The sequence below is a fragment of the Streptomyces sp. CLV115 genome (assembly GCF_038448545.1).
Classification (GTDB): Bacteria; Actinomycetota; Actinomycetes; order Streptomycetales; family Streptomycetaceae; genus Streptomyces; species Streptomyces sanglieri.
In genome coordinates this window covers 1-24914 of the sequence record NZ_JBCEWQ010000012.1, presented here as the reverse complement: position 1 = coordinate 24914, position 24914 = coordinate 1, and the positions used below count along the sequence as shown (strand labels likewise).

Genomic DNA, 24914 nt, shown 5'->3' with positions numbered 1-24914 from the left:
AACGAGGGGCCCCGGGGTGCGCGCACCCCGGGGCCCCTCGTGTTTCGGTGGCCGCTCAGTCGCCCGTCGTCCCGGCCACCGGGCGGCGGCCCGCCGGACGCCAGCCGCGGGCGCGGCCGCGGGGCGCGACCAGCGCCGCCCACGCGACCAGCAGCGCGAGCGAACCGCCGCCCACCGCGATCCACACCGCCCTGCGGGTGGCGCCCCCGCTGCCGTTGCCGGGCGGCATCACCACCGAGTCGTCCCGCACCGCTTCCGTGCGCCCGACCGGACCGGCCACGGAGGTGACGGCGGCGTACGGGTCCAGCCGCGGCACGTCCGCCGGGTAGGCGGTACGGGTCAGCCGCTGCGCCGTCTGCGCGGCCGACAGCTCCGGATGTGCCGACCGCACCAGCGCGGCCGTGCCCGCCGCGTACGCGGCGGCGAACGACGCCCCCGACCCGATGAAGTGCCCCGTCCCGCGCGGTCCCACGCCCACGACCCCGTCACCGGGGGCGGCGAGGTCGGCGCCACGGGTGGCCGGTGCCCCGTCCGGGCGGGTGCCCCGCGCGTCCATGTCGATGACGGAGAGGACCCCGGGGGCCGAGGCCGGCCAGTAGTCGCGCGGCGGCTCGGGCTCCCGGCCCGGCGAGGAACGCGCCGGGTCGGGGGTCGCGGCGGCCACGATCAGCGCGTCGTGGGAGGCCGCGTACTTCACCGCGGAGGCGAGCCCGGCCGAGTCGGCGGCCAGCGCGGGGGAGACCTGGACGACCTTCGCACCCGCGTCGGTGGCCGCCCGGATCCCGGCGGCGACCGAGGCCGCGGTCGCCGCCCCGCGCTCGTCGGTGCCCCGCACCGCGATGATCCGGGACTCCTGGGCCACCCCGGCGACCCGCACGTTCTTCGCGGGTGCGGCGGCGATCAGCCCGGCCACGAACGTTCCGTGGCCCACGCAGTCCGCCCCGGCGGACCCCACCGCCGAGACCCGGCCCGCGAGCGTCGGCGCCTGCGCCGAGACCCCGGTGTCCACCACCGCGACCTTCACCCCCGCACCCCTGCCGAAGGTCCAGGTCCGGGCGAGCTGGAGGTTCTGCTGTTCCCACGGCACCGCCGTGGCCCGCGCCTTCGACCCGCCGGTGCACGGATCGCCGGCTTCGAGCCGCGCGGGCATCACCGGCAGCCTGACCTTCTCGCCCTCGGCCGCGGCGGGACCGGCGGCCGGCAGCACCATCGCCGCGGCGAGCAGCGCGGCGGCCGGAACCCGTCCGGCACGGCGTCCGGCCCTCATTCGGGCACCGCCTGCGGGCGTACGACGTCCTGCGGCAGCAGCATCCGCAGATCGTCCAGGCCGGGCGCCGCCATGGTGCTGAGCCGGCCGGCCTGGCGGGTCATCATGCCCTCCAGGACCTGCCGGGCCAGCCGCGCGTTGCCGAACGAACGGTCCCTGGGCAGCGCGTCGAAGTACTCGCGCATGACCGCACCGGCGCCGGCCGCGCACTCGTAGCCGGACGCGGCCGCGTGCTGGCGGACGATGGTGACCAGCTCGTCCGAGGAGTAGTCGACGAACTCCACCCGCCGGGAGAACCGGGAGGACAGACCGGGGTTGGACGCCAGGAAGCGCTCCATCTCGCCGGTGTAGCCCGCGACGATCACCACCACCTCGTCGCGGTGGTCCTCCATCAGCTTCAGCAGCGTGTCCACCGCCTCGCGCCCGAAGTCGCTGCTGCCCGAGGAACCTTCCGGGGTCAGCGTGTACGCCTCGTCGACGAACAGCACCCCGCCCCTGGCCCGGTCGAACACCTCCCGGGTGAGCTGGGCGGTGTGTCCCACGTACCGGCCGACCAGGTCCGCCCTGGCCACCTCGACGAGCTGGCCGCGCGGCAGCACGCCGAGCGACTTCAGCAGCTCGCCGTAGAGCCGGGCGACCGTGGTCTTGCCGGTGCCGGGCGGCCCGGTGAAGACCAGATGGTGACTGATCCGCGGCGCGGGCAGCCCGGCCGCCTCCCGCTTCTTCGCGGTGGCCAGCAGATTGACCAGGTCGGTGACATCGCGCTTGACGGCGGCCAGGCCCACCATGTCCCCGAGCCGGGCCAGCGGGTCGCTCTCCGCCCCGCCGTCGCCCGGCCGGCCGGACACCGCGGCCGCCGCCTCCTCGCCGACGTCCTCGGGCAGCAGCCGGGTGAGGTCCTGCTCGTCGGCGTCGGGCAGGGCGGCCAGCCGGTACGCCTGACGGTCCACCATCTCCTCGAACACCTGCCGGGCGGCCCGGCCGTTGCCGAAGCCGGCGTCCCTGGGCATCCGTTCGAAGTGAGCGGCGAGCGCGCCGAGCGTCGACTCGTCGAGCTCGTAACGGTGCTGGGCGCACATGCTGTCGATGATCGCGACGAGTTCGGGGACCGCGTAGTTCTCGAACTCGACCGTCCGGGAGAAGCGCGAGGCGAGACCCGGGTTGGAGCCGAGGAAGTCCCGCATCTCGTCCGCGTACCCGGCGGCGACCACGACGACGTCGTCGCGGTGGTCCTCCATCAGCTTCAGGAGCGTGTCGACCGCTTCCCGGCCGAAGTCGGCGCCCGAACCCCGTCCGTCCGACAGCAGGCTGTACGCCTCGTCGACGAACAGCACCCCGCCCAGCGCCCGTTTGAACGTCTCGGTGGTCTTGATGGCCGTACCACCGACGATCTGCGCCACCAGGTCCGCGCGCGACACCTCCACCAGATGGCCGGAGGGCAGCGCGCCCAGCTCGGCGAGGATCGCCCCGTAGAGCCGGGCGACCGTGGTCTTGCCGGTGCCGGGCGGCCCGGAGAAGACCAGGTGCCGGCTCATCGGCGGGGCCGGCAGACCGAGCCGGGCCCGCCGCTGGGCGAGCTGGATCAGGTTGACCAGCGTACGCACCTGGTGCTTGACGTTCTCCAGACCGATCAGCGCGTCCAGTTCGGCCAGCGGGCCGTCCTCGCGCGCCGCCCCCGCGCCGGTGCCCGAGGCGCCCGTGCCGGCCGGATCGGTGCCCTCGGCCTCGCCGAGCCCCCAGGCGTCCCGCTTGCCGTTCTCCGTGCTGGTAAGGTGCTCGACCGCCAGCCGGTCGCCCGCCAGGGCCTGCACCAGACCGCCGCCCTCGTTGTCCCGCGCCGTGCAGTTGACCACCGACACCGCGGCCGTGGTCTCCACCCGGAAGCCGTCCCGGCCCGAGCCGCTCACCTCGCAGGCGGTGAAGGCGCCCCGGCTGCCCTGGGCGAGCAGCACCCCGTGTCCCGCCGCGGCGGCGATCCGCAGCCGGGTCGCGGTCAGTTCGCCGCCGTCCTCGACCACCACACCCGAGTCGGTGGCCTCCCGGACGTCCCAGTCCCGGACGGTGGCGCTGCCGCCCGCCGCCACCGACATGCCGTGCGCGGCGCCGTGCGCGGCGCCCCCGCCGACATAGACGTTGCCGTTGTCGGCGACCCGGATCCCGCTGCCGCCCGGCCGTTCGATCTCGCAGTCCTCCAGCCGGCCCCGGCCGTCCTTGACGACCTCGACGCCGTGCCCCTTCGCGGCGCCGATCCTGGCCCTGCGCACCAGCGGATTGGCGCCGCTGCGTATCCGCAGGCCCGCGCCGCCCGCGTCGAGCACTTCGAGCCGGTCCAGTTCGGCGACCGACTCCTCCTCCAGCAGCACCCCCGTCTGCACGCTGTCCCGGACGGTCAGCCCGACCAGCACCGGGGAGGACGAGCCCCGCACGTGCAGCGCGGCGTCCTCGGCCGAATCCAGCCAGCAGTCCTCGAAGGTACCCCGGGCCCGGTCCGACACCAGCAGGCCGGGGCCCTTCGTACGGGCGGTACGGCACCGGCGCAGCAGCGGATCGGTGCCGCCGGACAGGACGATGCCCGGCCCGTTGGTACCGGTCACCCGGAGGTCCTCCAGCACCGTCCGGGCCGACGAGGAGAGATGGACGCCCACCCCGGTGTCGTGGACCACGGTCCGCAGGACCCGGGTGGTGCTCTGCTCCTCCAGCGCGATGGACGGCTTGTCTGTGGAGGAGATGTCGCACTCCTCCACCGAGCCCTGTCCCTCGCCGTTGGCGAGCACTCCATTGGCGCGCGCGTCACGGATGGTGCAGCCGCGCAGTGTGATCCGGCCGCGTTCACCGATCACCACGCCCGAGGTGCCCAGGTGCTCGACCGTGCAGGACTCGGCGGAACTCTCCACCGCCGAGGTCACCACCACTCCTGCGCCGCGCGGATTGCTCACCCGGCAGTCCCGCAGCGCCACCGAACCGGAGCCGCGGGCCAGCAGGGCGGTCCACGCGGCACCGGTGATGTCGCAGCCGTCCATCGCGATCTGGCCGCGCGGCGCGTCCACCACCGGCAGCTCCTCGTCGCGGCCGCGCAGCACCAGATCGGTGAGCATCACGGCCTCGGCCTGGAGCACCACGGCACTGCCGTGGGGCGGGCATATCTCGACGCTGCCGCGGGACTGTTCGGCGACGACGGTGACGGGGACGGTGATGACCAGACTCTCGGCGTAGGTGCCGGAACGGACACTGATCACGGCGCCGTTGCGCGCCCTGGCGAGCGCCTCACCGATCGTTCGAAAGCCGTCGGGCCGCTCGGGACAGACCGTCAGAACCTGGCGTGACAAGCGGAATCCTCCTCCTTGGGGCCACACCGCGGTCCTGGGAACACATTGTCGGAGCGGGTGCGGCTCCATCATGCCGGAGTGAGCCGCGAGAGCCTCGGCCGGAGCGGGAACGGCTCGTGAACCACGGGGCGTCGACCCCCGCGCGGATCGCCTCATCACAGGCGAAACGGGGCGGAAGGCCGATCGGCCCGCCGCCCCGTCCCGGAGTCGGGCAACTACTTGATCGCCTTGATCAGTTCGCCGTCGGTGGTGTCACCGCTGAGCTCCCAGAAGAAGGTGCCGCCGAGCCCCTGCTGGTTCTTGTACTCCATCTTGGACGCGATGGTGGCGGGGGTGTCGTAGCTCCACCAGTTGGTGCCGCAGTGGGCGTACGCGGTGCCGGCGACGGTGCCGGTCGCGGGGCAGCTGTTCTTGAGGACCTTGTAGTCCTCGATGCCGGCCTCGTAGGTGCCGGGGGCGGCTCCGGTGGCGGTGCCGCCGGGGGCGTCCTGGGTGACGCCGGTCCAGCCGCGGCCGTAGAAGCCGATGCCGAGCAGCAGCTTGGACGCGGGGACGCCCTGGGCCTTCAGCTTGTCGATGGCGGCCTCGCTGTTGAAGCCCTCCTTCGGGATGCCCTCGTAGGCGGTGAGCGGGGAGTGCGGGGCGGTCGGGCCCTTCGCGTCCCAGGCGCCGAAGAAGTCGTACGTCATCACGTTGTACCAGTCCAGGGACTGGGCGGCGCCGGCGTAGTCGGCGGCGTCGATCTTGCCGCCGTCGGAGCCGTCGGCGGTGATGGCGGCGGTCACCAGGTTGTTGCTGCCGAACTTCGAGCGCAGCGCCGAGGTGAGGCCCTTCAGCGCGGCCGGGCCGCTGGTGTCACAGGTCAGGCCGCAGGCGTTGGGGTACTCCCAGTCGATGTCGATGCCGTCGAAGACATCGGCCCAGCGGGGGTCCTCCACCAGGTTGTAGCAGGACTCGGCGAACGCGGCCGGGTTCTTCGCGGCCTCACCGAAGCCGCCGGACCAGGTCCAGCCGCCGAACGACCAGATGATCTTGAGGTCCGGGTGCAGCTTCTTCAGCTTGCGCAGCTGGTTGAAGTTGCCGCGCAGATCCTGGTCCCAGGTGTCGGCCACGCCGTCGACGGACTGGTCGGCGGTGTACGCCTTCTCGTAGTCGGCGTACGAGTCGCCGACCGTGCACTTGCCTCCGGTGACGTTGCCGAAGGCGTAGTTGATGTGCGTGAGCTTGTCGGCCGAGCCGGACGTCTCGATGTTCCTGACGTGGTAATTGCGGCCGTAGACACCCCAGTTGGTGAAGTATCCGACCACCTTGTCGCCGGCCGCCGTGGGGGCCGCGTCGGCGGAGGCGGGGGCCGCGGCCCGCGCGTCGGTGGGGGGAGTGCCGGCCGAGGCGGAGCCCGCGACACCCAGCAGGGTGGCGCCGAGGGCGGCGGTACAGGCGGCTGCGGCGAGCGCCCGGAAGCGGGCGCGGGGGCGGTGCTTGCCGAACATCTTGTCTCCTCGTGGGGGAGGGAACTTGCTTGTGGGGGCGAGCAGTCGGCCATCGCGTGGATTTGGCATGAACGTGCAAAGGCCGTTCGCTGGGAACCGTAGATGGACTAGACCAGTGAGGTCAATGGTTCGGACCATTTCCGGTGATCGTCGTGTCCGGCGCCGAGTCGCCCGGTGACCCCGTGACGGATATCGTCCGATCGGGCATACTCAAGCCGCCACAGCCGCTGGCCAGCATCTCTCGTAATCCGAGGGGGTCGGCGTCGGCTGGGTAGCAGTGCTTCTCCGGGCCCGGCCCGGAAGCCCCCGGCGGCGCCGCCCACACCCCTCGCGCGCGACCGTCGCAACGCCCGACAGGGAGGAGAGCGCCGTCATGTCCGACCGTGCCCCGTATTTGGTGGAACGCCGTCTGCCCACCGAGGAGTCCAAGGAGCTCGTCGCGCTCGTCCGCGACATCGCCCAGCGGGAGATCGTGCCCCGGGCGGCCCAGGAGGAGGAAGCGGGCCGGTTCCCGCGCGAGGTCTTCTCGCTGCTCTCCGAGTCCGGACTGCTGGGACTGCCCTACGACTCCGCCCACGGCGGCGGCGACCAGCCGTACGAGGTCTACCTCCAGGTCCTCGAAGAGCTCGCGGCGGCCCGGCTGACCGTCGGCCTCGGCGTCAGCGTCCACTCCCTGGCCTGTCACGCGGTCGCCGGATACGGCACCAAGGAGCAGCAGGCCGAACACCTCCCGGCGATGCTGGGAGGCGGCCTGCTGGGCGCCTACTGCCTCTCCGAGCCCGCCTCGGGCTCCGACGCCGCCTCGCTGCGCACGAAGGCCGTACGCGACGGCGACGACTGGGTCGTCACCGGCACCAAGGCGTGGATCACGCACGGCGGCATCGCCGACTTCTACACGGTCCTGGCCCGCACCGGCGTCGAGGGCCCCCGCGGCATCACCGCGTTCCTGGTCCCCGGCGACGCCGAGGGGCTCGACGCGGCCGCCCCCGAGAAGAAGATGGGCATGAAGGGCTCGCCCACCGCCCAGCTGAACTTCGACGGCGTACGGGTCGCCGACGCGCGCCGGATCGGCGAGGAGGGCCAGGGCTTCGCGATCGCCCTGTCCGCACTCGACTCCGGGCGCCTGGGCATCGCGGCCTGCGCCATCGGTGTCGCCCAGGCGGCCCTGAGCGAGGCCGTCGGCTACGCCACCGGACGGCAGCAGTTCGGCCGCCCGATCGCGGACTTCCAGGGCCTGCGCTTCATGCTCGCCGACATGGCCACCCAGATCGAGGCGGGCCGGGCGCTGTACCTGGAGGCGGCACGGCTCCGCGACGAGGGCAAGGCCTTCTCGCGCCAGGCGGCCATGGCCAAGCTGTTCTGCACGGACCTCGCCATGCGGGTCACCGTGGACGCCGTCCAGGTGCTCGGCGGGTACGGCTACACCCAGGACTTCCCCGTCGAGCGGCTGATGCGCGAGGCGAAGGTCCTGCAGATCGTCGAGGGCACCAATCAGATCCAGCGGATGGTCATCGCGCGCCACCTCGCGGGTCCTGAGACGCGCTGACCCGCAGCGGCCGGTCCGACCACACGGGCGTCGTCATGATCCGGTTCCACTCCTGGTCATGGCGGCCCGGCAGGGTCCGGTCCGCGCTCTCCCAACGACTCAGCAGTGCCCGGTAGATGGGCGGATCGGTGGAGTGCGGCACGGGTCGCGGCACCGACCGCGGAGCCATGGGCTGCGGAACCGATTCTTCGGCGGTGGAAGCGGCGAGACGGCGACGGCCGGGACCGGCCGTTGAATGCAGCGGGGTCATGACTGGCCAACGGTGCGGGGCGGACCCCGGTCACTGTCCGGCGGATTCGAGAGCCCGTTCGCCCGTCCCCGCGCGGCGGACGGTCGTCGCCGCGGGCACCACGCCGGCCGGGCCGTCGTGGTGCGGCGCTGATGTGCGGGGCGGGCCCGGACGGGGTCCGGGCGGTCGCGCGCGGAGCTGCCGTCAGGCGGCGTGACGCCGCATCTGCGGCATCCGCAGCGGGCGCGAGCCGGGGCCACCGGCGTGCGAGAACGGCTGCGTCCTCCAGTCGAGCCCCTGAGGGAGCGTCAACAGCAGGCCCGTCTCCTGCTCCTGGACGTCGAGCGACTCGTCGGCGGGCCGCGACTGCGCGGCCGCGCGGCCGGTACCGGCACAGACGGTCAGCACGAACGGATTCCACGGCGTCGGGCACAGCGCGTGCTCCGGCAGCACGTCCTCGTCCGCCAGCAGCGCGATCGGCTGCGCGCAGTCCGGGCAGATCACCCGGTACATCTCGAAGGTGTCGTACGCGTCGGGAGCGGTGTCCTCGACGTCGACGGCGTCCCCGCCGGGATCCGGTTCGCTGCGTCCGGTGAGCTTCAGGCTCTGCATGGGAAATTCCCCCCTCAGGTGGGCCGACCAGGCGACACGGCCTCGACCACAGCAAGCACTTCCCGTCGCGCATCGGCCGTAACCGCGAGGGGGTCGGCTACCGACCCGTAAACCTGTGGCATTCGTCACATGCCCGCCGCAGGTGCCCCTTCCGGGGCCCCTGCGGCTGTGCCTGGAGGGACCTGGGGCAATAGGTTGGTCCGTATGGAGGAGCTGGACCGACAGATCGTGGAGTTGCTCGTCAAGGACGGGCGGATGAGCTACACCGACCTGGGCAGGGCCACGGGCCTGTCCACATCGGCGGTTCATCAGCGGGTCCGCAGGCTGGAACAGCGCGGGGTGATCCGGGGCTACGCCGCGGTCGTCGACCCCGAGGCCGTCGGCCTGCCGCTCACCGCGTTCATCTCGGTGAAACCCTTCGACCCCAGCGCGCCGGACGACATCGCGGAGCGGCTGGCCGACGTCCCGGAGCTGGAGGCGTGCCACAGCGTCGCGGGTGACGAGAACTACATCCTCAAGGTGCGTGTGGCGACCCCCCTGGAGCTGGAGCACCTGCTCACCCGGATCCGGTCGCTGGCCGGAGTCTCCACCCGCACCACGGTCGTCCTGTCCACGCCGTACGAGGCACGGCCGCCGCAGATCTGAGGGGGTCGCGGACCGCGCGGCTCCGGACAGGCGCGAGACTGGTCCCATGACCGAGAGCACCGCCCCCCAGAGCGAACACCGCACCGTGCTGCTGCGCGGTGGAGACGTCCACAGCCCCGCCGAGCCCTTCGCCACCGCCATGGTGGTCGAACGCGGCCACGTCGCCTGGGTGGGCTCGGAAGGGGCCGCCGACGCCTTCGCGAGCGGCGTCGACGAAGTGATCGACCTCGACGGCGCGCTGGTGACCCCCGCGTTCACCGACGCCCACGTCCACACCACAGCGACCGGCCTGGCCCTCACCGGCCTCGACCTGTCCGGCGCCCGGACCCTCGACGAGGCGCTCGGCCTGCTGCGCGCGTACGTGGCCGCGCACCCCGCGGACCGGGTCGTCCTCGGCCACGGCTGGGACGCCGCCCGCTGGCCGGAGCAGCGCCCCCCGTCGCGCGGCGAGCTGGATGCGGCGGCCGGCGGGCACCCGGTCTACCTGCCCCGGGTCGATGTGCACTCCGCGGTCGTCACCACCGCCCTGCTCGACCTGGTCCCGGGCGTCACCGGGCTGACCGGCTATCACTCCGACGCCCCGCTGACCGGCGCCGCCCACCACGCGGTCCGCGCCGCGGCCCACGACGCCCTCTCGCCGCGCCAGCGCGCCGACGCCCAGCGCGCCGCCCTGCGGCACGCCGCGTCGCTCGGCATCGGCACCGTCCACGAGTGCGGCGGCCCCGACATCTCCGACGAGGAGGACTTCGCCGGACTGCTCAAGATCGCCGCCGCCGAGCGCGGACCGCGGGTCTTCGGCTACTGGGCCGAGCAGGTCGCCGACGAGAAGGACGCCCGCCGGATCCGGGAACTCGGGGCCGTCGGAGCGGCCGGGGACCTCTTCGTGGACGGCTCGCTCGGCTCGCACACCGCCTGCCTGCACGAGCCGTACGCCGACGGCCCGGCCGGCGGCACCGGCACCGCGCACCTGGACGCGGCGCAGATCGCCGCCCATGTCACCGCGTGCACCGAGGCGGGGCTCCAGGCCGGTTTCCACGCCATCGGGGACGCGGCGCTCTCCGCCGTCGTGGACGGGGTCGGGGCCGCCGCCCGGACGCTCGGGCTGCCCCGGATCCGGGGTGCCAGGCACCGCGTCGAACACGCCGAGATGCTCACCCCCGAGACCGTGGCCGCATTCGCGGAGCTGGGGCTGACCGCCTCCGTCCAGCCCGCCTTCGACGCCGCCTGGGGCGGCGAGGAGGGCATGTACGCCCGGCGGCTGGGCGCCGAGCGGGCCAGGACCCTCAACCCGTACGCGGCGCTCCTGCGGGCCGGTGTGCCCCTCGCCTTCGGCTCCGACAGCCCGGTGACCCCGCTCGACCCGTGGGGCACCGTGCGGGCCGCCGCCTTCCACCGCACGTCCGAGCACCGGATCTCCGTACGGGCCGGGTTCACCGCCCACACCCGGGGCGGCTGGCGGGCCGTGGGCCGGGACGACGCGGGCATCCTGGTGCCCGGAGCCCCGGCCGACTACGCGGTCTGGCGGACCGCTGACCTGGTGGTCCAGGCCCCGGACGACCGGGTCGCCCGCTGGTCGACCGACCCCCGCTCGGGCACGCCCGGCCTGCCGGATCTCACCCCCGGTGTCGATCTGCCGGTCTGCCTGCGGACGGTGGTGTTCGGACGAACTGTCTACGAGCGGCCGAACGAGTGACGTCCGGCCGTCCCCTGCCGTCACCCGCGGCGGTCCCCGTTCCGCCGCGACCTGCGCATCTTCGCTACTGACCAGGCAAGTTTCGTAAATATTGCAGGTCAGACGGCTATTGACAGAACGCGCCCACCGGCCGGTAGGTTCGGCCGAGTCCACCACAGGACGTCCGACCGGTTAAACCTCCACGCAGTCGTCGAACGCCGCTGGGCCATGGGGTGGTGTGCCGCACCGGCGCACCACCACTGGCAGCCAGGTTCAGCGCCCGCGCCTCGGGGGCGAGGGAAGGTTTCAGCCGGACGGCGGTGCGACCCGGGTGGGGCCCGGACGTTCAGTAGACAACGGCTCTAGGTCGACCCGCAGCCAGCGGGTCCCAGGTCGGCCCGAAGGGCGCCGGGCCCCCATCCGTAGTTCCCGTACATGCTCGTACCCGTGTTTCTGTCCGTACTTCCGGCCTTCTGTCCCCGGCGGCGCCCGGCACCTTCCGACCGTGTCGGAGACCGGCCCCTGCGCGCTGGATATGGTGTGCATCTGCGTACGGACTTAAGGGGCAGTAAGTGAACGACGGCGGTCAGCGGCGGTACGGCCCGCTCGGCAGAATCCTGGTGATCATTCCGACCTACAACGAGGCGGAGAACATCAGGCCGATCGTCAGCCGGGTACGTGCCGCGGTGCCGGACGCCGACATCCTGGTCGCCGACGACAACAGTCCGGACGGCACCGGCAAGGTCGCCGACGAGATCGCCGCCGAGGACAGCCAGGTCCAGGTGCTGCACCGCAAGGGCAAGGAAGGACTGGGCGCGGCCTATCTCGCGGGCTTCCGCTGGGGCACCGAGCACGGCTACGGCGTGCTGGTGGAGATGGACGCCGACGGCTCCCACCAGCCCGAGGAACTGCCCAGGCTGCTCACCGCGCTCAAGGGCGCCGACCTGGTGCTCGGATCGCGCTGGGTGCCGGGCGGGCGCGTGGTCAACTGGCCCAAGTCCCGCGAAATGATCTCCCGCGGCGGCAGCACCTACTCCCGGCTCCTCCTCGGACTGCAGACCAGGGACGTCACCGGCGGCTACCGGGCCTTCCGCGCCGAGACCCTGGAAGGCATCGGCCTCGACCAGGTCGCCTCGCAGGGCTACTGCTTCCAGGTCGATCTGGCCCGCCGTGCCGTCGAGGCCGGCTACCACGTCGTCGAGGTGCCGATCACCTTCGTCGACCGGGAGATCGGCGACTCGAAGATGAGCCGCGACATCCTCGTCGAGGCGCTCTGGCGGGTCACCTCCTGGGGCGTCTCCTCCCGCACGAACCGGGTCCTGGGCCGCAAGGCGCTCTGATCCACCGCGCCCGCCGCGACCGGCGGCGGGCATCGGGGCTGCGCCCGTGATCACCCCCTTGCGCCGTTCGGACGCCCGTACGGGCACACTGGTGACCATGACGACCGGCACACCGCCCCCGACCGCCCGCAGGCGCTCCCGCGCCCGTACCTTCGTCCCCCTCGCCATCGCCGCCTGGGCGGTGCTGGAGATCTGGCTGCTCACCGTCGTGGCCGACGCGGCGGGCGGGTTCACCGTGCTGCTGCTCCTGGTGGCGGGGATCGTCCTGGGCGCCGCCGTGATGAAGCGGGCCGGCCGCCGGGCCTTCCGCAATCTCACCGAGACGCTTCAGCAGACGCCGGGCCGGCCCGGCGCCGCCGACGTTCCTCCGGCCACCGGTTCGGGCGGCAGGGGCAACGGCTTCCTGATGCTCGGCGGGCTGCTGCTGATCATTCCGGGGATCGTCTCGGACGTGGCGGGGCTCCTGCTGCTCGTGCCGCCGGTCCGTTCCCGGCTCGGCCGGTACGCGGAGCGGTCGCTGGAGCGCCGGATGCGCGCCGCGACCCCCGGCAGCCTCTCCGACGCCTTCCAGCAGGCCCGCATTCACCGGCCGGACGGGAAGGTGGTCCAGGGTGAGGTCATCCGCGAGGACGGCACGCAGCCGGGCGCACGCCCCGACGACGGCCCCCGGCCGCCGCTGACTCCCTGAGCCGGACACCCGTCCGGCGGCCGGTCTCGGACCCGGCCGCCGGACGGGCGGCACGAAAGAGCCGTCCGGGCGTGAAAGAGCCGCGGGCCGTGACACACATCCGGTGTCACGGCCCGCGGCTCTGTCGTACTCGGGTGTTGTTACGCGGTCAGGCAGACTTCCTGCTGTCCCGCGGGTGTACGGCGATGTTCATGGCTCCGGAGCGCAGAACCGCCAGCCTCTCGGCGAGCACTTCCTCCAGCTCCTCGCGCGTGCGCCGCTCCATGAGCATGTCCCAGTGCGTACGCGCAGGCTTGCCCTTCTTCTCCTCGGGGCCATCCCCGTCCACCAGGAGTGCCATGGCGCCGCACGCCTTGCACTCCCACTCCGGCGGAATTTCCGCCTCTACCGAGAACGGCATCTCAAATCGATGTCCGTTCTGGCATGCGTACTCCACCGCCTGGCGCGGGGCCAGATCGATGCCGCGGTCCGTCTCGTAGCTGGTAACCACGAGTCGCGTGCCGCGGAGAGCTCGCTCACTCATGAATCGTGCCTCCCGGGCTTGTCGCCCACAGGACAGGTGTCGCTGTCGTCGTCATCCGGTCAACGTCCGGTCGGCGGTAAAGATTCCCGTTGCCGGTCATGCGTCGCCCGTCGTGCCGCTGCTTTTTCAGGTTTCCCAGGGTTTCAAGTACCCAGCGATGCCCGGTTTGTCACATTTGGCGGAAGTTGTCACCCAACAGTTCGGCTTCTTCCGCTCGCAGTAACGGTCCTCCGGGCAGGCCAAAGGCGTACACTACCGGCCTTTCACTTCAACGTCTAAATCCGTTCCGGAACAGGATTGCCCGCGGCCGCCACGGCACGCCGGACCGGCACCCTCGCGAGCAGCACGGAACCGACCACGAAGAAGATCACCAACGAGATGATCGCATCCCGGTAACTGCCGGTCAGCTGATACGCGAGCCCGAACACCAGCGGCCCCAGCCAGCTCAGTCCGCGGTCGCTCATCTCGTACGCGGAGAAGTACTCGGCCTCCTTGCCGCGCGGCACCAGATGGGAGAAGAGCGAGCGCGACAGCGCCTGGCTGCCGCCCAGCACCAGGCCGATCGCCGACGCCAGCGCATAGAAGAAGACCGGCGCCCCGGAGGGGAGGAAGTATCCGGCGACGAGGATCAGCGTCCAGACGACGAGTGAACCGAGGATCGTGCGCTTCGCGCCGTACACCCGGGCCAGCCGGCCCATCCCCAGGGCTCCGGCCACCGCGAGTATCTGCACCAGCAGCACTGCCGTGATCAGGGTCGTCTGGTCGAGGTCCAGCTCCTCCGAGCCGTACACCGAGGCCTGGGAGATCACCGTCTGCACGCCGTCGTTGTAGATCAGGTACGCCAGCAGGAAGGAGAGCGTCAGCGGATGGCGGCGCATGTCGCGCAGGGTGGCCATCAGCTGCCGCCACCCCGAACCGACGGCCCCCTCGCCGTCCGGTGCCACGTTCCGGTCGCGCAGCCTGCGCAGCGGCACGATCGTGAAGGCACCCCACCACAGGCCCGCCGAGGCGAGACAGATCCGTACCGAGTCGGACTCGGACAGGCCGAAGGAGTCGTGGCCCGTGTACAGGACCAGGTTCAGGATCAGTACGAAGGCGCCCGAGGTGTATCCGAAGGCCCAGCCGCGCGAGGAGACCGCGTCCCGCTCCTCCGGTCCGGCGATCTGCGGCAGGTACGCGTTGTAGAGCACCATCGACACCGAGATCGAGGCGTTCGCCACGATCAGCAGGAACGCGCCCAGCAGATAGCGGTCGCCGTCCAGGAAGAACATGCCCGCGGTCGCGACGGCTCCTGTGTAGGCGGCGGCCGCCAGCAGCGGCTTCTTGCGCCCCGTACGGTCCGCGGCGGCGCCCACGATCGGCATCAGGATCACCGCGACCACCACCGACACCGAGACCGCGTACGCGAACAGTGATCCGGCGCGGACCGGTATGCCGAGCGGGTGCACGAAGCCGTCGGCGTCGGAGGCCGCCTTGGCCGTCGAGGTGAGATAGGGGCCGATGAAGACCGTCAGGACGCTCGTCGAATAGACAGAGCAGGCGAAGTCGTAGAAATACCAGCCGCGTTGTTCGCGTCTACGGCTCGCGGCCTCGCCGGCATCCGCTGCCGGTTCCGTCGGCTCAGCGGTTTCCGCGGTCTCGGCGCTCAACCCGCACCCCCTCGTCTCGCCCCGTGAAGACGTCGCACGGCCGGCATCAGGCCCAGGCTCCCCGCCCGCTCAGCACCGTGCGCAGCGTCTCGATGTGATCGGTCATGATGCCATCCACACCGAGGTCGAGGAGCGCGGCCATCCGCTCGGGTTCGTTCACCGTCCACACATGCACCTGGAGCCCGCGCGAGTGGGCCTCGCGCACGAAGCGCCGGTCGACCACCCGGACGCCGTTCTGGCTCTCCGGCACCTGCGCGCAGACCGCGCCGGCCCGCAGCGCCGCCGGTATTCCGTACGAGCGCAGCCGCAGGCCCAGCACGCCCCGGACGCCGTAGGAGGTGGCGAGCCGGGGGCCCGCCAGCCGGTGCGCCCTGGCGACCCGGGCCTCCGAGAAGGAGCCGACGCACACCCGGTCCCAGGCGTTCGTCCGGCGGATCAGCCCGACCAGCGGGGCCAGGGCGGACCCGGCCTTGATGTCGACGTTCCAGCGGGCCCCGGGGAACATCTCCAGCAGCTCCTCGAAGAGCGGCAGCGGTTCCCGGCCCGCCACTCTGGCCTGCCGCACCTCGCTCCACGGCAGCTCGGCTATCCGGCCCCGGGCATCCGTCACCCGGTCCAGGGTGGCGTCGTGGAAGGCCACCAGACGGCCGTCCGACGTGGTGTGCACATCGGTCTCGAAGTAGCGGTACCCGGCGTCGGACGCCCGGCGGAACGCGGCCGCGGTGTTCTCGATCCCGTCCGCCGCACCTCCGCGATGGGCGAAGGGGATCGTCGCGGGATGGTCCAGATAGGGGTGGCGTACTGAGGTCACTGCGGAAGTATGGCCTGCCCTGGTGTCCGGGCGGTGACGGTGGTGTCGCCGCCGTCCGGCGCGGGCGCGACGACGGCGCTCTCCCCGGCGGCGTCCGCGGCGCCGGCCCCGGTGACCTCGGCGGCGGCCCCGCCCCCCGGGACCGGATTCCCGCCGACCGCGAAGAAGCGCAGGAAGAACTGGGCGAGCGGGCCGATGGCCAGCGCGTACACGACCGTGCCCGCGCCGAGGGTGCCACCGAGCAGGAATCCGGTCGCCACCACCGCCACCTCGATCAGTGTCCGCACCAGCCGGATGGAGCGGCCGGTACGCAGGTGCAGCCCGGTCATCAGCCCGTCACGCGGTCCGGGGCCGAACCGTGCCGCGATGTACAGCCCCGTGGCGACGCCGTTGACCACGACCCCCGCGGTCAGCACGGCGATCCGCGCGGCGAGGCCGTGCACATCGGGCACCAGCGCCAGCGTGCCGTCCATGGCTATGCCCACCGCGAAGACGTTGGAGACGGTGCCCAGGCCCGGACGCTGCCTGATCGGGATCCACAGCAGCAGCACGGCCGCGCCGACGACGATCGAGACGACCCCGATGGACAGACCGGTGCGCTCGGCGAGCCCCTGATGCAGCACGCCCCAGGGTTCGAGCCCCAGGCCGGCACGGACCAGCAGCGCCGAGCTCGCCCCGTAGAGCGCGAGACCGACGTACAGCTGGACCAGCCGTCGGGTGAGGTGCGCCCCGCGAGGGACGGCGGTGATGGACAAGAGGTGCCCCCTGGTGTGGTGGAAGTGGACTGCCGCATGTCACTCTGTGGCAGGGGATTGGCTGCCAACTATGGCCAATCCGAGGAAGGTGGACTGATTTCCATGGCTCAGTGGACTTCGGCAGTGGGCGCGGCCCAGCTCGCCCGGCAGCTCCGGGCCCAACAGCCCCGGCCCGCCGGACCGGGCGCCCGCAGGCCGCCCGCCTATCGTGCGCTGGCCGACGGGGTCCGTCTGCTCGTCCTCGAAGGCCGGGTGCCCGTCGCCGCCAGGCTCCCCGCCGAACGCGAACTGGCGCTGGCCCTCTCCGTCAGCCGAACCACCGTCGCCGCCGCGTACGAGGCGCTGCGGACCGAGGGATTCCTGGAGTCCCGCCGGGGAGCCGGCAGCTGGACCGCGGTGCCCGCCGGGAACCCGCTGCCCGCACGCGGTCTGGAGCCGCTGCCCCCGGAATCGCTCGGCTCGATGATCGACCTGGGCTGCGCCTCGCTGCCCGCCCCCGAGCCGTGGCTGACCCGGGCGGTCCAGGGCGCCATCGAGGAGCTCGCGCCGTACGCCCACACCCACGGCGACTACCCGGCGGGACTGCCCGCGCTGCGGCAGATGATCGCCGACCGCTACACCGGACGCGGCATCCCGACCATGCCCGAACAGATCATGGTCACCACCGGGGCGATGGGGGCGATCGACGCGATCTGCCATCTCTTCGCGGGCCGGGGCGAGCGGATCGCGGTGGAGTCCCCGAGCTACGCCAACATCCTCCAGCTGATGCGGGAGGCGGGTGCCCGGCTGGTGCCGGTGGCGATGGAGGAGGGGCTCGGCGGCTGGGACATGAACCGGTGGCGCCAGGTGCTGCGGGACGCGGCACCGCGGCTCGCCTATGTCGTCGCCGACTTCCACAACCCCACCGGCGCGCTGGCCGACGAGGACCAGCGGCGCGAACTGGTGGACGCGGCCCGCTCCGCCGGCACGGTCCTGGTCGTCGACGAGACCATGAACGAACTCTGCCTCGACCCCGACGTACGGATGCCCCGCCGGGTCTGCGCCTTCGATCCGGCGGGCTCCACCGTGATCACCGTCGGATCGGCGAGCAAGGCCTTCTGGGCGGGCATGCGGATCGGCTGGGTGCGTGCCGCCCCGGACGTGATCCGCAGCCTGGTGGCCGCCCGCGCCTATGCCGACATGGGCACGCCGGTCCTCGAACAGCTCGCGGTGAACTGGCTGATGCGCACCGGCGGCTGGGAGGAGGCCGTGCAGGTCCGGCGCGACCAGGCACGGGAGAACCGGGACGCGCTCGTCGCCGCGGTCCGCCGGGAGCTGCCCGAATGGGAGTTCTCGGTGCCGCGCGGCGGCCTGACGCTCTGGGTACGGACCGGCGGCCTTTCCGGCTCCCGGCTGGCGGTGGCCGGGGAGCGGGTCGGGGTGCGCGTTCCGTCCGGTCCCCGGTTCGGGGTCGACGGCGCTTTCGAGGGGTATGTGCGGCTGCCGTTCACGGTCGCGGGTCCGGTCGCGGACGAGGCGGCGGTACGGCTCGCGGCGGCGGCGCAGCTGGTCGGCTCGGGGGCGGGCGCGGGGATCGAGGCACCGCGTACGTTCGTCGCCTGATCCGGCGTCCGGCGTACCGAAGGGGGGGGGGGGGGGGGGGGGGGGGGGGGGGGCCGCCCCCCCCCCCCCCCCCCCCCACCCCTTCGTGCTGTTCCGTTCAGTCGCCGACCGCCAGGCCCTCGACCGCCACGGCCGCCGTCACGGCGCGCGGCGGCACCGGCTCGGGAACGCCCGTCCCGTCCGGCACGGCCGCCTCGACCGGTGCCTGCCGTTCGGGGAGCAGCCCGAGCACCGCCTGCCGCTGTGCCTCGCCGGTCGCCTCGTCGTACGGATCGGGCGTGGCCGGGACCTGGAGCCGGAGCACCGGAGCGGTGCCGAGCCGCGCGTAGCCGCGGCCGGGCGGGACATCGGGGGCGGGGGTGGTGTGCGGCTCGGCGCCGAGGACCGACTCCGCCTGTTCGCGGGAGCAGTGGCCGAGCACCACCCGGGCCCGGCAGTGCGTGCGTACGGTCTCGCCGAGGGTGCCCAGGGCGTCGAACTGGTCGGACAGGACGACGACGACATTGGCCGCCCGGCCGTGCCGCAGCGGCACCTGGAGCAGCTCCTGCGGGTCGGGCCCGCCGTCGGCGGCGGCCAGGTGGGCGAGGGTGCTGGGGCGGTCCAGCAGGATCCACAGCGGGCGCCTGGTGTCCTGCGGCGCGGGACGGCCGGACTGCCGCGCCCGGTTCGTGGCGAGCAGCCGCCGCTCCGTCTCGTGGGCCGCCCACTCCAGGGTGGCCAGCGCGCCGGCCGGCCCGCACTCCACGGCCAGCACGCCGTCGCGCCCGGTCAGGAACGCGTACTCGCCGGTTCCGCTGCCTTCGACGATCAGGATGTCGCCGTGCTGGAGCGCCTGGAGGGCGATGGACCGCAGCAGGGTGGTGGTGCCGCTGCCGGGCTGCCCGATCACCAGCAGATGGGGTTCGGTGGAGCGGGCGCCGGTCCGCCAGACGACCGGAGAGGCGTCGCGGGTGGCGTCGCCGTCGTGCACCGGGACCGTGCGCTGCACCGCGTCACCGTCGGTGAAGCCCAGTACGGTCTCGCCGGGGGCGGTGACGAAGCGCTGGGCGCCGATCGAGGTGGGCAGGGCGCCGAGGACGCTCATGACCAGCCGGTTGCCCTCCTCGTCCCAGGCGAAGTGGTACTCGCGGCCGCGGCCGGACTTGGCGTGCAGCAGCTGCTCGATCCGGGCCCGGGAGGCGGCCTCGCTGTCGGTGAAATAGGCGGGATACGTCACCTGGAGGCGGGTCACCCGCCCGTCGGCGTCGAACTCGTAGCCGCTGAAGGCCTTCTCCCAGTCGCCGCCGTGGGAGAACAGCGGACCCGGGTCGTCCGCCACCGAGAAGTACGGCACGAGCGCCTCGTACAGGGACCGCAGCCGCGCGGTCTCCGCCTCGTCCGGGCCGGTCTTCGCCGGGGTCCGGTCCCGCCCCGCCCAGGCGGCGGCGCCCATCACCGTGACCAGGGCGATCAGGCCCCCGTACGGCATGAGTGCGCACGCGAGGACGCAGGCCGCGACGACGGACAGCGTGGGGCCACGCCTGTCCTTGGGCGTCGCGGCCCACTTCTGCCGTCCGGTCGCGGCCAGCATCCGCAGGCCACGGGTGATCGTGATCAGCGGATGGAGGACGTCCGTGGCGTTGTCGGCGGCCGTGCGCGCGAACTCGCGACTGCGAGTGATCGAGGCGCTGCCGCTGCTCAGAATGCGGGGGAGTGGTCGCCGGGCCACGTCGGTCTCCTGAAGGGGTGGGAGCGGTCGCGGAGGGTCAGAACTTGATCCCGCCCAGGAGGCCGGCGAGACTCGCGCCGCCGGCGGTGATGCTCGGTGCGATGGCGGTGCCTGCCAGATAGAAGCCGAACAGGGCAGTGACGAGGGCGTGCGATGCCTTGAGGCCGTCCTTCCTGAAGAACAGGAAGACGATGATGCCGAGGATGACGACGCCTGACATGGACAGGATCATGAGTGGTTCTCCTGGTTGTGGGGACAGTCACCATGAGTCCTTCCAGGTTCACCGGAAGTATCTATACGATAAAAGCTGCATTCGGGTGAAAAGTCGTTATTTTCACTTGAATGGCTGCCCGGGTGATCCCGACGGGGCGGAACAACCGGTGTCGCGTACTGTTCCGGCGCACCATTCGTGATCCTTTGCCACGGGTGGGCAGGAGTCATGTGCCCGGCCGGGCAGTACCCTGTCGGTTCACTCGTACGGCTCCCACGGCGTACGCCCCCGGCAGGTCGACAGCGGTGAAACCGATTGATGGAAGGCGGTCCGTCCGATGAGCGAAACACCCGATCCCGAGGTGGTCGAGCTGGCGACGAAGGTCTTCGACCTCGCTCGCCGCGGTGAGACCGACGCACTCGCCGCGTACGTCGACGCGGGTGTCCCCGCGAACCTCACCAACGACCGGGGTGACTCGCTGCTGATGCTCGCCGCGTACCACGGCCACGCCGCCGCCGTCACGGCCCTCGTCGGCCGGGGCGCCGACCCGGACCGGGCCAACGACCGGGGCCAGACGCCGCTCGCCGGGGCCGTTTTCAAGGGTGAGGACGGGGTCGTCGAGGCACTGCTCTCGGCAGGGGCCGATCCGGCCGCCGGAACGCCCTCCGCCGTGGACACGGCCCGCATGTTCGGCAAGGCCGACCTGCTGGAACTCTTCGGCTCCCGCTGACCGGGTACAGGCGTAAATGTGGTCGCGGTGGCGAAATGGCTGGGTCATCATGACGTCGCGGGCCCGGCTCCGGGCCACCGACGAGAGGCAGAGGAAGATGGTCTACACCAAGCAGAAGACGGCGGTCGGCCGATCATGTTGCTGCGCGGCGTAGTGCCCACCCGGCACTTGGAACTGCACAGTCCCGGTTGCGTCGACAGCTTGATGTGAGGCTTTTTCCATGTTTGATCCGTTCATAGCGCCGAGCGGCACCCTGCTCGGCCTGCTGCAGAGGGGCCGTGGCGACGGCACGCTCCACGCGCTCGCCGCACCACGCCCCGAGGCCCTGGCGGCTCTCAACCACTGCGTCCTGAGCGATCCGCGTCACGACTGGCAGGTGGAGAACCGCTCCCTCTACTACGCACGCCTCTATCTCGACCTCGACGGCGGCATCGAAGAGATCGAACGGCACCTGTGCGATCCCGACGACCACCTCGACACCGACGACTCACGCACCGGGCTCGCCCTCGCCGTGCTGGGCCACCTCGCCTCGTACGGACGCGGCGACGCCCTGGCCCTGCTGCGGCGGTACGCCGCGACCGGCGCCAACTGGGCCTGGGCCCTCGACGAACTCGCCCTGCGCGACGACGACGCGGGACTCCACTCCCTGGCCGTGCCCGTGCTCGGCCGGTTCCCGGCCACCGAGGAGGGCGCGGCCGAGCTGGCCGCCGCCGTACGGGACGCCTACGAGCCCCGCCCCTGGCGGCTGTGGGCGGACGACCCGCGCGACGAGGTCGGCGCCAGGATCCGAGCCGCCTCGGAACAGGGCTCGTTCGACCGCTGGCAGCGCCAGATGCGCCCCGGCGGCCCCCGCCCGGGCTGGAGCGTCCAGGCGGTCTTCGACTGGGCCCAGCAGGGGCTCGAACGCGGCAGCACCCTCCACGTGCCGGCCGCCCGCTGTCTCACCGCCGTCGCGGGCCCCGAGGACCGGCCCGTGATCGTCGAGGCCGCCCGCAGCGGCCCCGACGGCGCCCGCTGCGCCGCCCTGCACTACCTGGCCGAGGCCAGGGACCCGGCCGTGCTCGACCTGATCGAGGCCGGAGCCGTCAGCGCCTCCCGCACCGTCGCCGACGCATCCGTCGCCGCCTTCGAGCGGATGTGCGGCGACGCGGCGGTGGACCGCGCCCGGAGCTGGGCCCGGCGGCCCGACGCGCTCGGCGCCTCCGCGGCCGGTGTGCTCGCCTGCCGGGGCGGCGCCCAGGACGCCCCCCTGGTCCTCGGCGCACTCCGCGAGGCCGTACGGGGCGACGGACCGGACGCACCAAGGCTGTGGACCCTCGTCGACGGCGCGGGACGGCTGGGCATCGGCTGCGCCGCTCCCGTACTGCGGCACGTCTACCGGGAGACGTCCTCCTCGCATCTGCGCGGCCGGGCGGCCCGTGCCCTGGCCGCCACCGACCCCTCCTTCGCCACCGGCTTCGCCGTCGAGTGCCTGTGGGACTGCGAGGAGACCACCCGCGAGGTCGCCGCACTCCACGCGGAGACCGGGGACATCAGGGTCGCCGAGCGACTCCGCCGCCTCGCCGCCGACCCGGCCGAGGAGGCCGAGGTGCAGACGGCGGTACGCAGCAGGATCGGGCCCGACACCCCGGCGGCCTGACCGAGCGGTACAGCGACGCGCGTCGGGGGGCGCGCGGCGTGTACGGGCGGGCGGCGCCACACCCCCCGGCTCAAACGCTCATGGGACGTTCCCCGGGCGGAAAGATCCAAGTCGGCCCGGTCACGCCCGGCGTGGCGACAACACGAACATGCGTGTCGTCATCGTCACCGAATCCTTCCCTCCCGATGTCAACGGCGTGGCCCACTGCACCCTGCAGACGGCCCGTCATCTCGTCGCCCGCGGCCACGAACCGCTCGTCATCGCCCCGGCCCCGGCCGGCACTACGACCGCGTCCCGCCGCGACCCCTGCGACGTCCCCGAGACCGATGCGCCCTGCCCCGTGGTGCGCGTCCCCTCCCTCCCGCTGCCCGGCTACCCCCAGGTCCGGATCGCACTCCCCGGCAGGCGGCTGACCGCCGCACTCACCGCCCACCGCGCCGAACTCGTCCATCTCGCCGGACCGTTCGTGCTCGGAGCACGGGGCATGGCAGCCGCCGCCCGGCTCGGGCTGCCGGCCGTGGCCGTCTACCAGACCGATCTGGCCGGCTACGCACGTACCTACCTCGGCACCGGCGAGAACGCCGCCTGGCGCCGGATGCGCGCCGTGCACAGCGCCGCCGACCGCACCCTCGCCCCGTCCACCGCCGCCCTGCGCGACCTCACCGGGCACGGCGTGCCCCGGGTGCGGCTCTGGCCACGAGGCGTCGACACCGCACGGTTCCGGCCCGCGCTGTGGGACGAGCCGCTGCGCCGCCGCCTCGCGCCCGGCGGCGAGACGATCGTCGGATACGTCGGGCGGCTCGCCCCCGAGAAGCACGTCGAACTCCTTGCCGCGGCCTGCGCGATGCCCGGCATCCGGGTCGTGGTCGTCGGGGACGGCCCCAGCGAGGCCTCGCTGCGGACCGCCCTGCCCGGCGCGGTCCTCCTCGGCCGCCGGACCGGCGACGACCTCGCCCGGGTCTTCGCCTCACTGGACGTGTTCGTGCACACCGGTCCGTACGAGACGTTCTGCCAGACGGTCCAGGAGGCCATGGCCTGCGCGCTGCCGGTGATCGCCCCGGCGGCGGGCGGACCGCTCGACCTCGTCGACCACGGGCGCACCGGGCTGCTCGTCCCCCCGCTCGACGCCCGCGCCGTGGCCGACGCCGTCGGCGCACTCGCGGCCGACCCCGCACGAGCCGCCGCCTACGGCGCCGCCGGCCGGGCCGCGGTGGCGGGCCGGAGCTGGCAGGCGGTCGGCGATCAACTCCTGGACCACTACGACGAGGTGCTCCGCGACCGTACGGCGGTGGCGGCATGAACGGCCGCGAAGAGCGGATGGTCATCGTCCGGCTGGCGAACTTCATCACCTCGTCGTCCGGCGGGCTGCGCACCGCCCTGCACGAACTCGGCCGCGGCTACCTCGCCGCCGGCCACGAACCCGTACTCGTCGTCCCCGGCAGCCGGCCGGGCGACGAGCGCACGGAACAGGGGCGGGTGATCACGCTCCCCGGACCGGTCGTGCCGGGCAGCGGCGGCTACCGCGTACTGGCCGGCCGGAACCGGCTCCGCCCCCTCCTGGAGACGCTGCGGCCCGACCGGCTGGAGGTCTCCGACCGGACCACGCTGCGCTGGACCGGCGAATGGGCGCGCCGCGCCAGGGTGCCCGCCGTGATGGTCTCCCACGAGACCGCCGACGGAGTGCTGCGCACCTGGGGCCTCCCGGCCGGCGCGGCCGGACGCGCCGCCGACCGCCTCAACGCCCGCAGCGCCCACGCCTACACCCGGATCGTCTGCACCACGCAATGGGCGGAACGGGAGTTCCTGCGCATCGGCGCCCGCAATGTGGTGCGGGCACCGCTCGGCGTGGACCTGCGGCGCTGCCGCCCGCAACGCCGCAGCACGGTGCTGCGCGCCGGACACCTGCACGGCCGGGACGTGCTGATCCTGCTGTGCTCGCGGCTCTCGGTCGAGAAGCGTCCGGGCCGGGCCCTGGAGACCGTCGCCGCGCTGCGGTGTCGGGGCGTGCGGGCGGCGCTGGTCGTCGCGGGCGACGGACCGCTGCGCGCGGGCCTGGAGGCCAGGGCGCGGGCACAGCGGCTGCCGGTCGAATTCCTGGGCCATGTGCGGGACCGGGAGACCCTGGCCGATCTGCAGGCGGCGGCCGACGTCTGCCTGGCGCCCGGTCCCGCCGAGACGTTCGGTCTGTCGGCCCTGGAGGCGCTGGCCTGCGGAACCCCGGTGGTGGCAAGCGCGAGCTCCGCGCTCCCGGAGGTGATCGGCTGCGCCGGAGCGGCCGCCGAGGACACCGGCGAGGCGTTCGCCGCCGCCGTGCGCGAGCTGCTCGACCGCCCGGCCGACGAGCGCCGCGCCACGGCGAGAGCACGCGCCGAACTCTTCGGCTGGGACCGCTCGGTGGCCGCATTCCTGGCCGCCCACGAGGTGCCGGACCGGGGCGTGATCCGCGAGGCGCGGGCATGACGGGCCTGGCG

The 24914-nt window shown here is 73.1% G+C and carries 20 protein-coding genes; 10 read left to right on the top strand and 10 right to left on the bottom strand.

What is annotated here, in order from left to right; genetic code table 11:
* Positions 1 to 55 precede the first annotated feature (55 nt).
* From AADR41_RS06925 to AADR41_RS06915, 3 genes are all read right to left on the bottom strand, one after another.
* Entirely contained in the window at positions 56 to 1267 is a 1212-nt protein-coding gene (locus tag AADR41_RS06925) for a S8 family serine peptidase (protein WP_342280482.1), read from the bottom strand.
* A complete protein-coding gene (locus tag AADR41_RS06920) occupies positions 1264 to 4593 on the bottom strand; it encodes a right-handed parallel beta-helix repeat-containing protein (protein ID WP_342280481.1) in 3330 nt (1109 codons plus the stop codon). The genes AADR41_RS06925 and AADR41_RS06920 overlap by 4 nt, the downstream gene beginning before the upstream one ends.
* 215 nt (positions 4594 to 4808) lie before the next feature.
* Positions 4809 to 6083 (bottom strand): glycoside hydrolase family 18 protein, encoded by a 1275-nt coding sequence (locus tag AADR41_RS06915; protein ID WP_342280480.1) that lies wholly within the window; start codon positions 6081 to 6083, stop codon positions 4809 to 4811.
* A gap of 373 nt (positions 6084 to 6456) precedes the next feature.
* Between AADR41_RS06915 and AADR41_RS06910 the strand changes: the two genes are divergently transcribed.
* Positions 6457 to 7629, top strand: coding sequence for an acyl-CoA dehydrogenase family protein (locus AADR41_RS06910; RefSeq protein WP_342280479.1), 1173 nt, complete (start codon positions 6457 to 6459; stop codon positions 7627 to 7629).
* 433 nt (positions 7630 to 8062) lie between these two features.
* Here the strand turns inward: AADR41_RS06910 and AADR41_RS06905 are convergent, their stop codons facing one another.
* A complete protein-coding gene (locus tag AADR41_RS06905) occupies positions 8063 to 8470 on the bottom strand; it encodes a hypothetical protein (protein WP_342280478.1) in 408 nt (135 codons plus the stop codon).
* 204 nt (positions 8471 to 8674) lie between these two features.
* On the opposite strand from AADR41_RS06905, the gene AADR41_RS06900 reads away from it, so the two are divergent.
* The 4 genes from AADR41_RS06900 (at position 8675) to fxsA (ending at position 12815) form a co-directional block, all read left to right on the top strand.
* Positions 8675 to 9115 (top strand): Lrp/AsnC family transcriptional regulator, encoded by a 441-nt coding sequence (locus AADR41_RS06900; protein WP_342280477.1) that lies wholly within the window; start codon positions 8675 to 8677, stop codon positions 9113 to 9115.
* Between the two features lie 46 nt (positions 9116 to 9161).
* A complete protein-coding gene (locus AADR41_RS06895; protein WP_342280476.1) occupies positions 9162 to 10808 on the top strand; it encodes an amidohydrolase in 1647 nt (548 codons plus the stop codon).
* A gap of 551 nt (positions 10809 to 11359) precedes the next feature.
* The gene (locus AADR41_RS06890) at positions 11360 to 12127 is read left to right on the top strand and encodes a polyprenol monophosphomannose synthase (protein ID WP_342280475.1); all 768 of its coding nucleotides are present in this window, start codon (positions 11360 to 11362) and stop codon (positions 12125 to 12127) included.
* Between the two features lie 97 nt (positions 12128 to 12224).
* Positions 12225 to 12815, top strand: coding sequence for an FxsA family membrane protein (gene fxsA / locus AADR41_RS06885; RefSeq protein ID WP_342280474.1), 591 nt, complete (start codon positions 12225 to 12227; stop codon positions 12813 to 12815).
* A gap of 148 nt (positions 12816 to 12963) precedes the next feature.
* Here the strand turns inward: fxsA and AADR41_RS06880 are convergent, their stop codons facing one another.
* The 4 genes from AADR41_RS06880 to yczE form a co-directional block, all read right to left on the bottom strand.
* Positions 12964 to 13338 (bottom strand): RNA polymerase-binding protein RbpA, encoded by a 375-nt coding sequence (locus AADR41_RS06880; protein ID WP_007262928.1) that lies wholly within the window; start codon positions 13336 to 13338, stop codon positions 12964 to 12966.
* 275 nt (positions 13339 to 13613) lie between these two features.
* On the bottom strand, positions 13614 to 14987 hold the full coding sequence (locus AADR41_RS06875; RefSeq protein WP_342280473.1) for an MFS transporter: 1374 nt from the start codon (positions 14985 to 14987) through the stop codon (positions 13614 to 13616).
* Positions 14988 to 15033: 46 nt separating this feature from the next.
* Positions 15034 to 15798 (bottom strand): glycerophosphodiester phosphodiesterase, encoded by a 765-nt coding sequence (locus tag AADR41_RS06870; RefSeq protein WP_342280472.1) that lies wholly within the window; start codon positions 15796 to 15798, stop codon positions 15034 to 15036.
* The gene (yczE, locus tag AADR41_RS06865) at positions 15795 to 16553 is read right to left on the bottom strand and encodes a membrane protein YczE (RefSeq protein ID WP_342280471.1); all 759 of its coding nucleotides are present in this window, start codon (positions 16551 to 16553) and stop codon (positions 15795 to 15797) included. The genes AADR41_RS06870 and yczE overlap by 4 nt, the downstream gene beginning before the upstream one ends.
* Before the next feature lie 102 nt (positions 16554 to 16655).
* On the opposite strand from yczE, the gene AADR41_RS06860 reads away from it, so the two are divergent.
* A complete protein-coding gene (locus AADR41_RS06860; RefSeq protein WP_342280470.1) occupies positions 16656 to 18155 on the top strand; it encodes an SCO1417 family MocR-like transcription factor in 1500 nt (499 codons plus the stop codon).
* Positions 18156 to 18252: 97 nt separating this feature from the next.
* Here the strand turns inward: AADR41_RS06860 and AADR41_RS06855 are convergent, their stop codons facing one another.
* Both AADR41_RS06855 and AADR41_RS06850 read right to left on the bottom strand, forming a co-directional pair.
* Complete coding sequence (locus AADR41_RS06855; RefSeq protein ID WP_342280469.1) at positions 18253 to 19863, bottom strand: hypothetical protein; 1611 nt, start codon at positions 19861 to 19863, stop codon at positions 18253 to 18255.
* A 37-nt stretch (positions 19864 to 19900) separates the two neighbouring features.
* Positions 19901 to 20095 carry a hypothetical protein gene (locus tag AADR41_RS06850; RefSeq protein ID WP_018103962.1) on the bottom strand — a complete coding sequence of 65 codons (195 nt, stop codon included), beginning with the start codon at positions 20093 to 20095 and terminating at the stop codon, positions 19901 to 19903.
* A gap of 316 nt (positions 20096 to 20411) precedes the next feature.
* Between AADR41_RS06850 and AADR41_RS06845 the strand changes: the two genes are divergently transcribed.
* The 4 genes from AADR41_RS06845 to AADR41_RS06830 all read left to right on the top strand — a co-directional run bounded on the left by AADR41_RS06845 (position 20412) and on the right by AADR41_RS06830 (position 24903).
* Positions 20412 to 20804 (top strand): ankyrin repeat domain-containing protein, encoded by a 393-nt coding sequence (locus tag AADR41_RS06845; RefSeq protein ID WP_342280468.1) that lies wholly within the window; start codon positions 20412 to 20414, stop codon positions 20802 to 20804.
* A gap of 220 nt (positions 20805 to 21024) precedes the next feature.
* Positions 21025 to 22443, top strand: coding sequence for a HEAT repeat domain-containing protein (locus tag AADR41_RS06840; protein WP_342280467.1), 1419 nt, complete (start codon positions 21025 to 21027; stop codon positions 22441 to 22443).
* Between the two features lie 148 nt (positions 22444 to 22591).
* Positions 22592 to 23743, top strand: coding sequence for a glycosyltransferase family 4 protein (locus AADR41_RS06835; RefSeq protein WP_342280466.1), 1152 nt, complete (start codon positions 22592 to 22594; stop codon positions 23741 to 23743).
* A complete protein-coding gene (locus AADR41_RS06830; protein ID WP_342280465.1) occupies positions 23740 to 24903 on the top strand; it encodes a glycosyltransferase in 1164 nt (387 codons plus the stop codon). The genes AADR41_RS06835 and AADR41_RS06830 overlap by 4 nt, the downstream gene beginning before the upstream one ends.
* Positions 24904 to 24914 lie beyond the last annotated feature (11 nt).

Coding starts and splice junctions, on each gene's coding strand:
- AADR41_RS06925 (WP_342280482.1), bottom strand. CDS start 1,267: ATGAGGGCCGGACGCCGTGCCGGACGGGTTCCGGCCGCCGCGCTGCTC.
- AADR41_RS06915 (WP_342280480.1), bottom strand. CDS start 6,083: ATGTTCGGCAAGCACCGCCCCCGCGCCCGCTTCCGGGCGCTCGCCGCA.
- AADR41_RS06910 (WP_342280479.1), top strand. CDS start 6,457: ATGTCCGACCGTGCCCCGTATTTGGTGGAACGCCGTCTGCCCACCGAG.
- AADR41_RS06905 (WP_342280478.1), bottom strand. CDS start 8,470: ATGCAGAGCCTGAAGCTCACCGGACGCAGCGAACCGGATCCCGGCGGG.
- AADR41_RS06900 (WP_342280477.1), top strand. CDS start 8,675: ATGGAGGAGCTGGACCGACAGATCGTGGAGTTGCTCGTCAAGGACGGG.
- AADR41_RS06895 (WP_342280476.1), top strand. CDS start 9,162: ATGACCGAGAGCACCGCCCCCCAGAGCGAACACCGCACCGTGCTGCTG.
- fxsA (WP_342280474.1), top strand. CDS start 12,225: ATGACGACCGGCACACCGCCCCCGACCGCCCGCAGGCGCTCCCGCGCC.
- AADR41_RS06880 (WP_007262928.1), bottom strand. CDS start 13,338: ATGAGTGAGCGAGCTCTCCGCGGCACGCGACTCGTGGTTACCAGCTAC.
- AADR41_RS06860 (WP_342280470.1), top strand. CDS start 16,656: ATGGCTCAGTGGACTTCGGCAGTGGGCGCGGCCCAGCTCGCCCGGCAG.
- AADR41_RS06850 (WP_018103962.1), bottom strand. CDS start 20,095: ATGATCCTGTCCATGTCAGGCGTCGTCATCCTCGGCATCATCGTCTTC.
- AADR41_RS06845 (WP_342280468.1), top strand. CDS start 20,412: ATGAGCGAAACACCCGATCCCGAGGTGGTCGAGCTGGCGACGAAGGTC.
- AADR41_RS06840 (WP_342280467.1), top strand. CDS start 21,025: ATGTTTGATCCGTTCATAGCGCCGAGCGGCACCCTGCTCGGCCTGCTG.
- AADR41_RS06835 (WP_342280466.1), top strand. CDS start 22,592: ATGCGTGTCGTCATCGTCACCGAATCCTTCCCTCCCGATGTCAACGGC.
- AADR41_RS06830 (WP_342280465.1), top strand. CDS start 23,740: ATGAACGGCCGCGAAGAGCGGATGGTCATCGTCCGGCTGGCGAACTTC.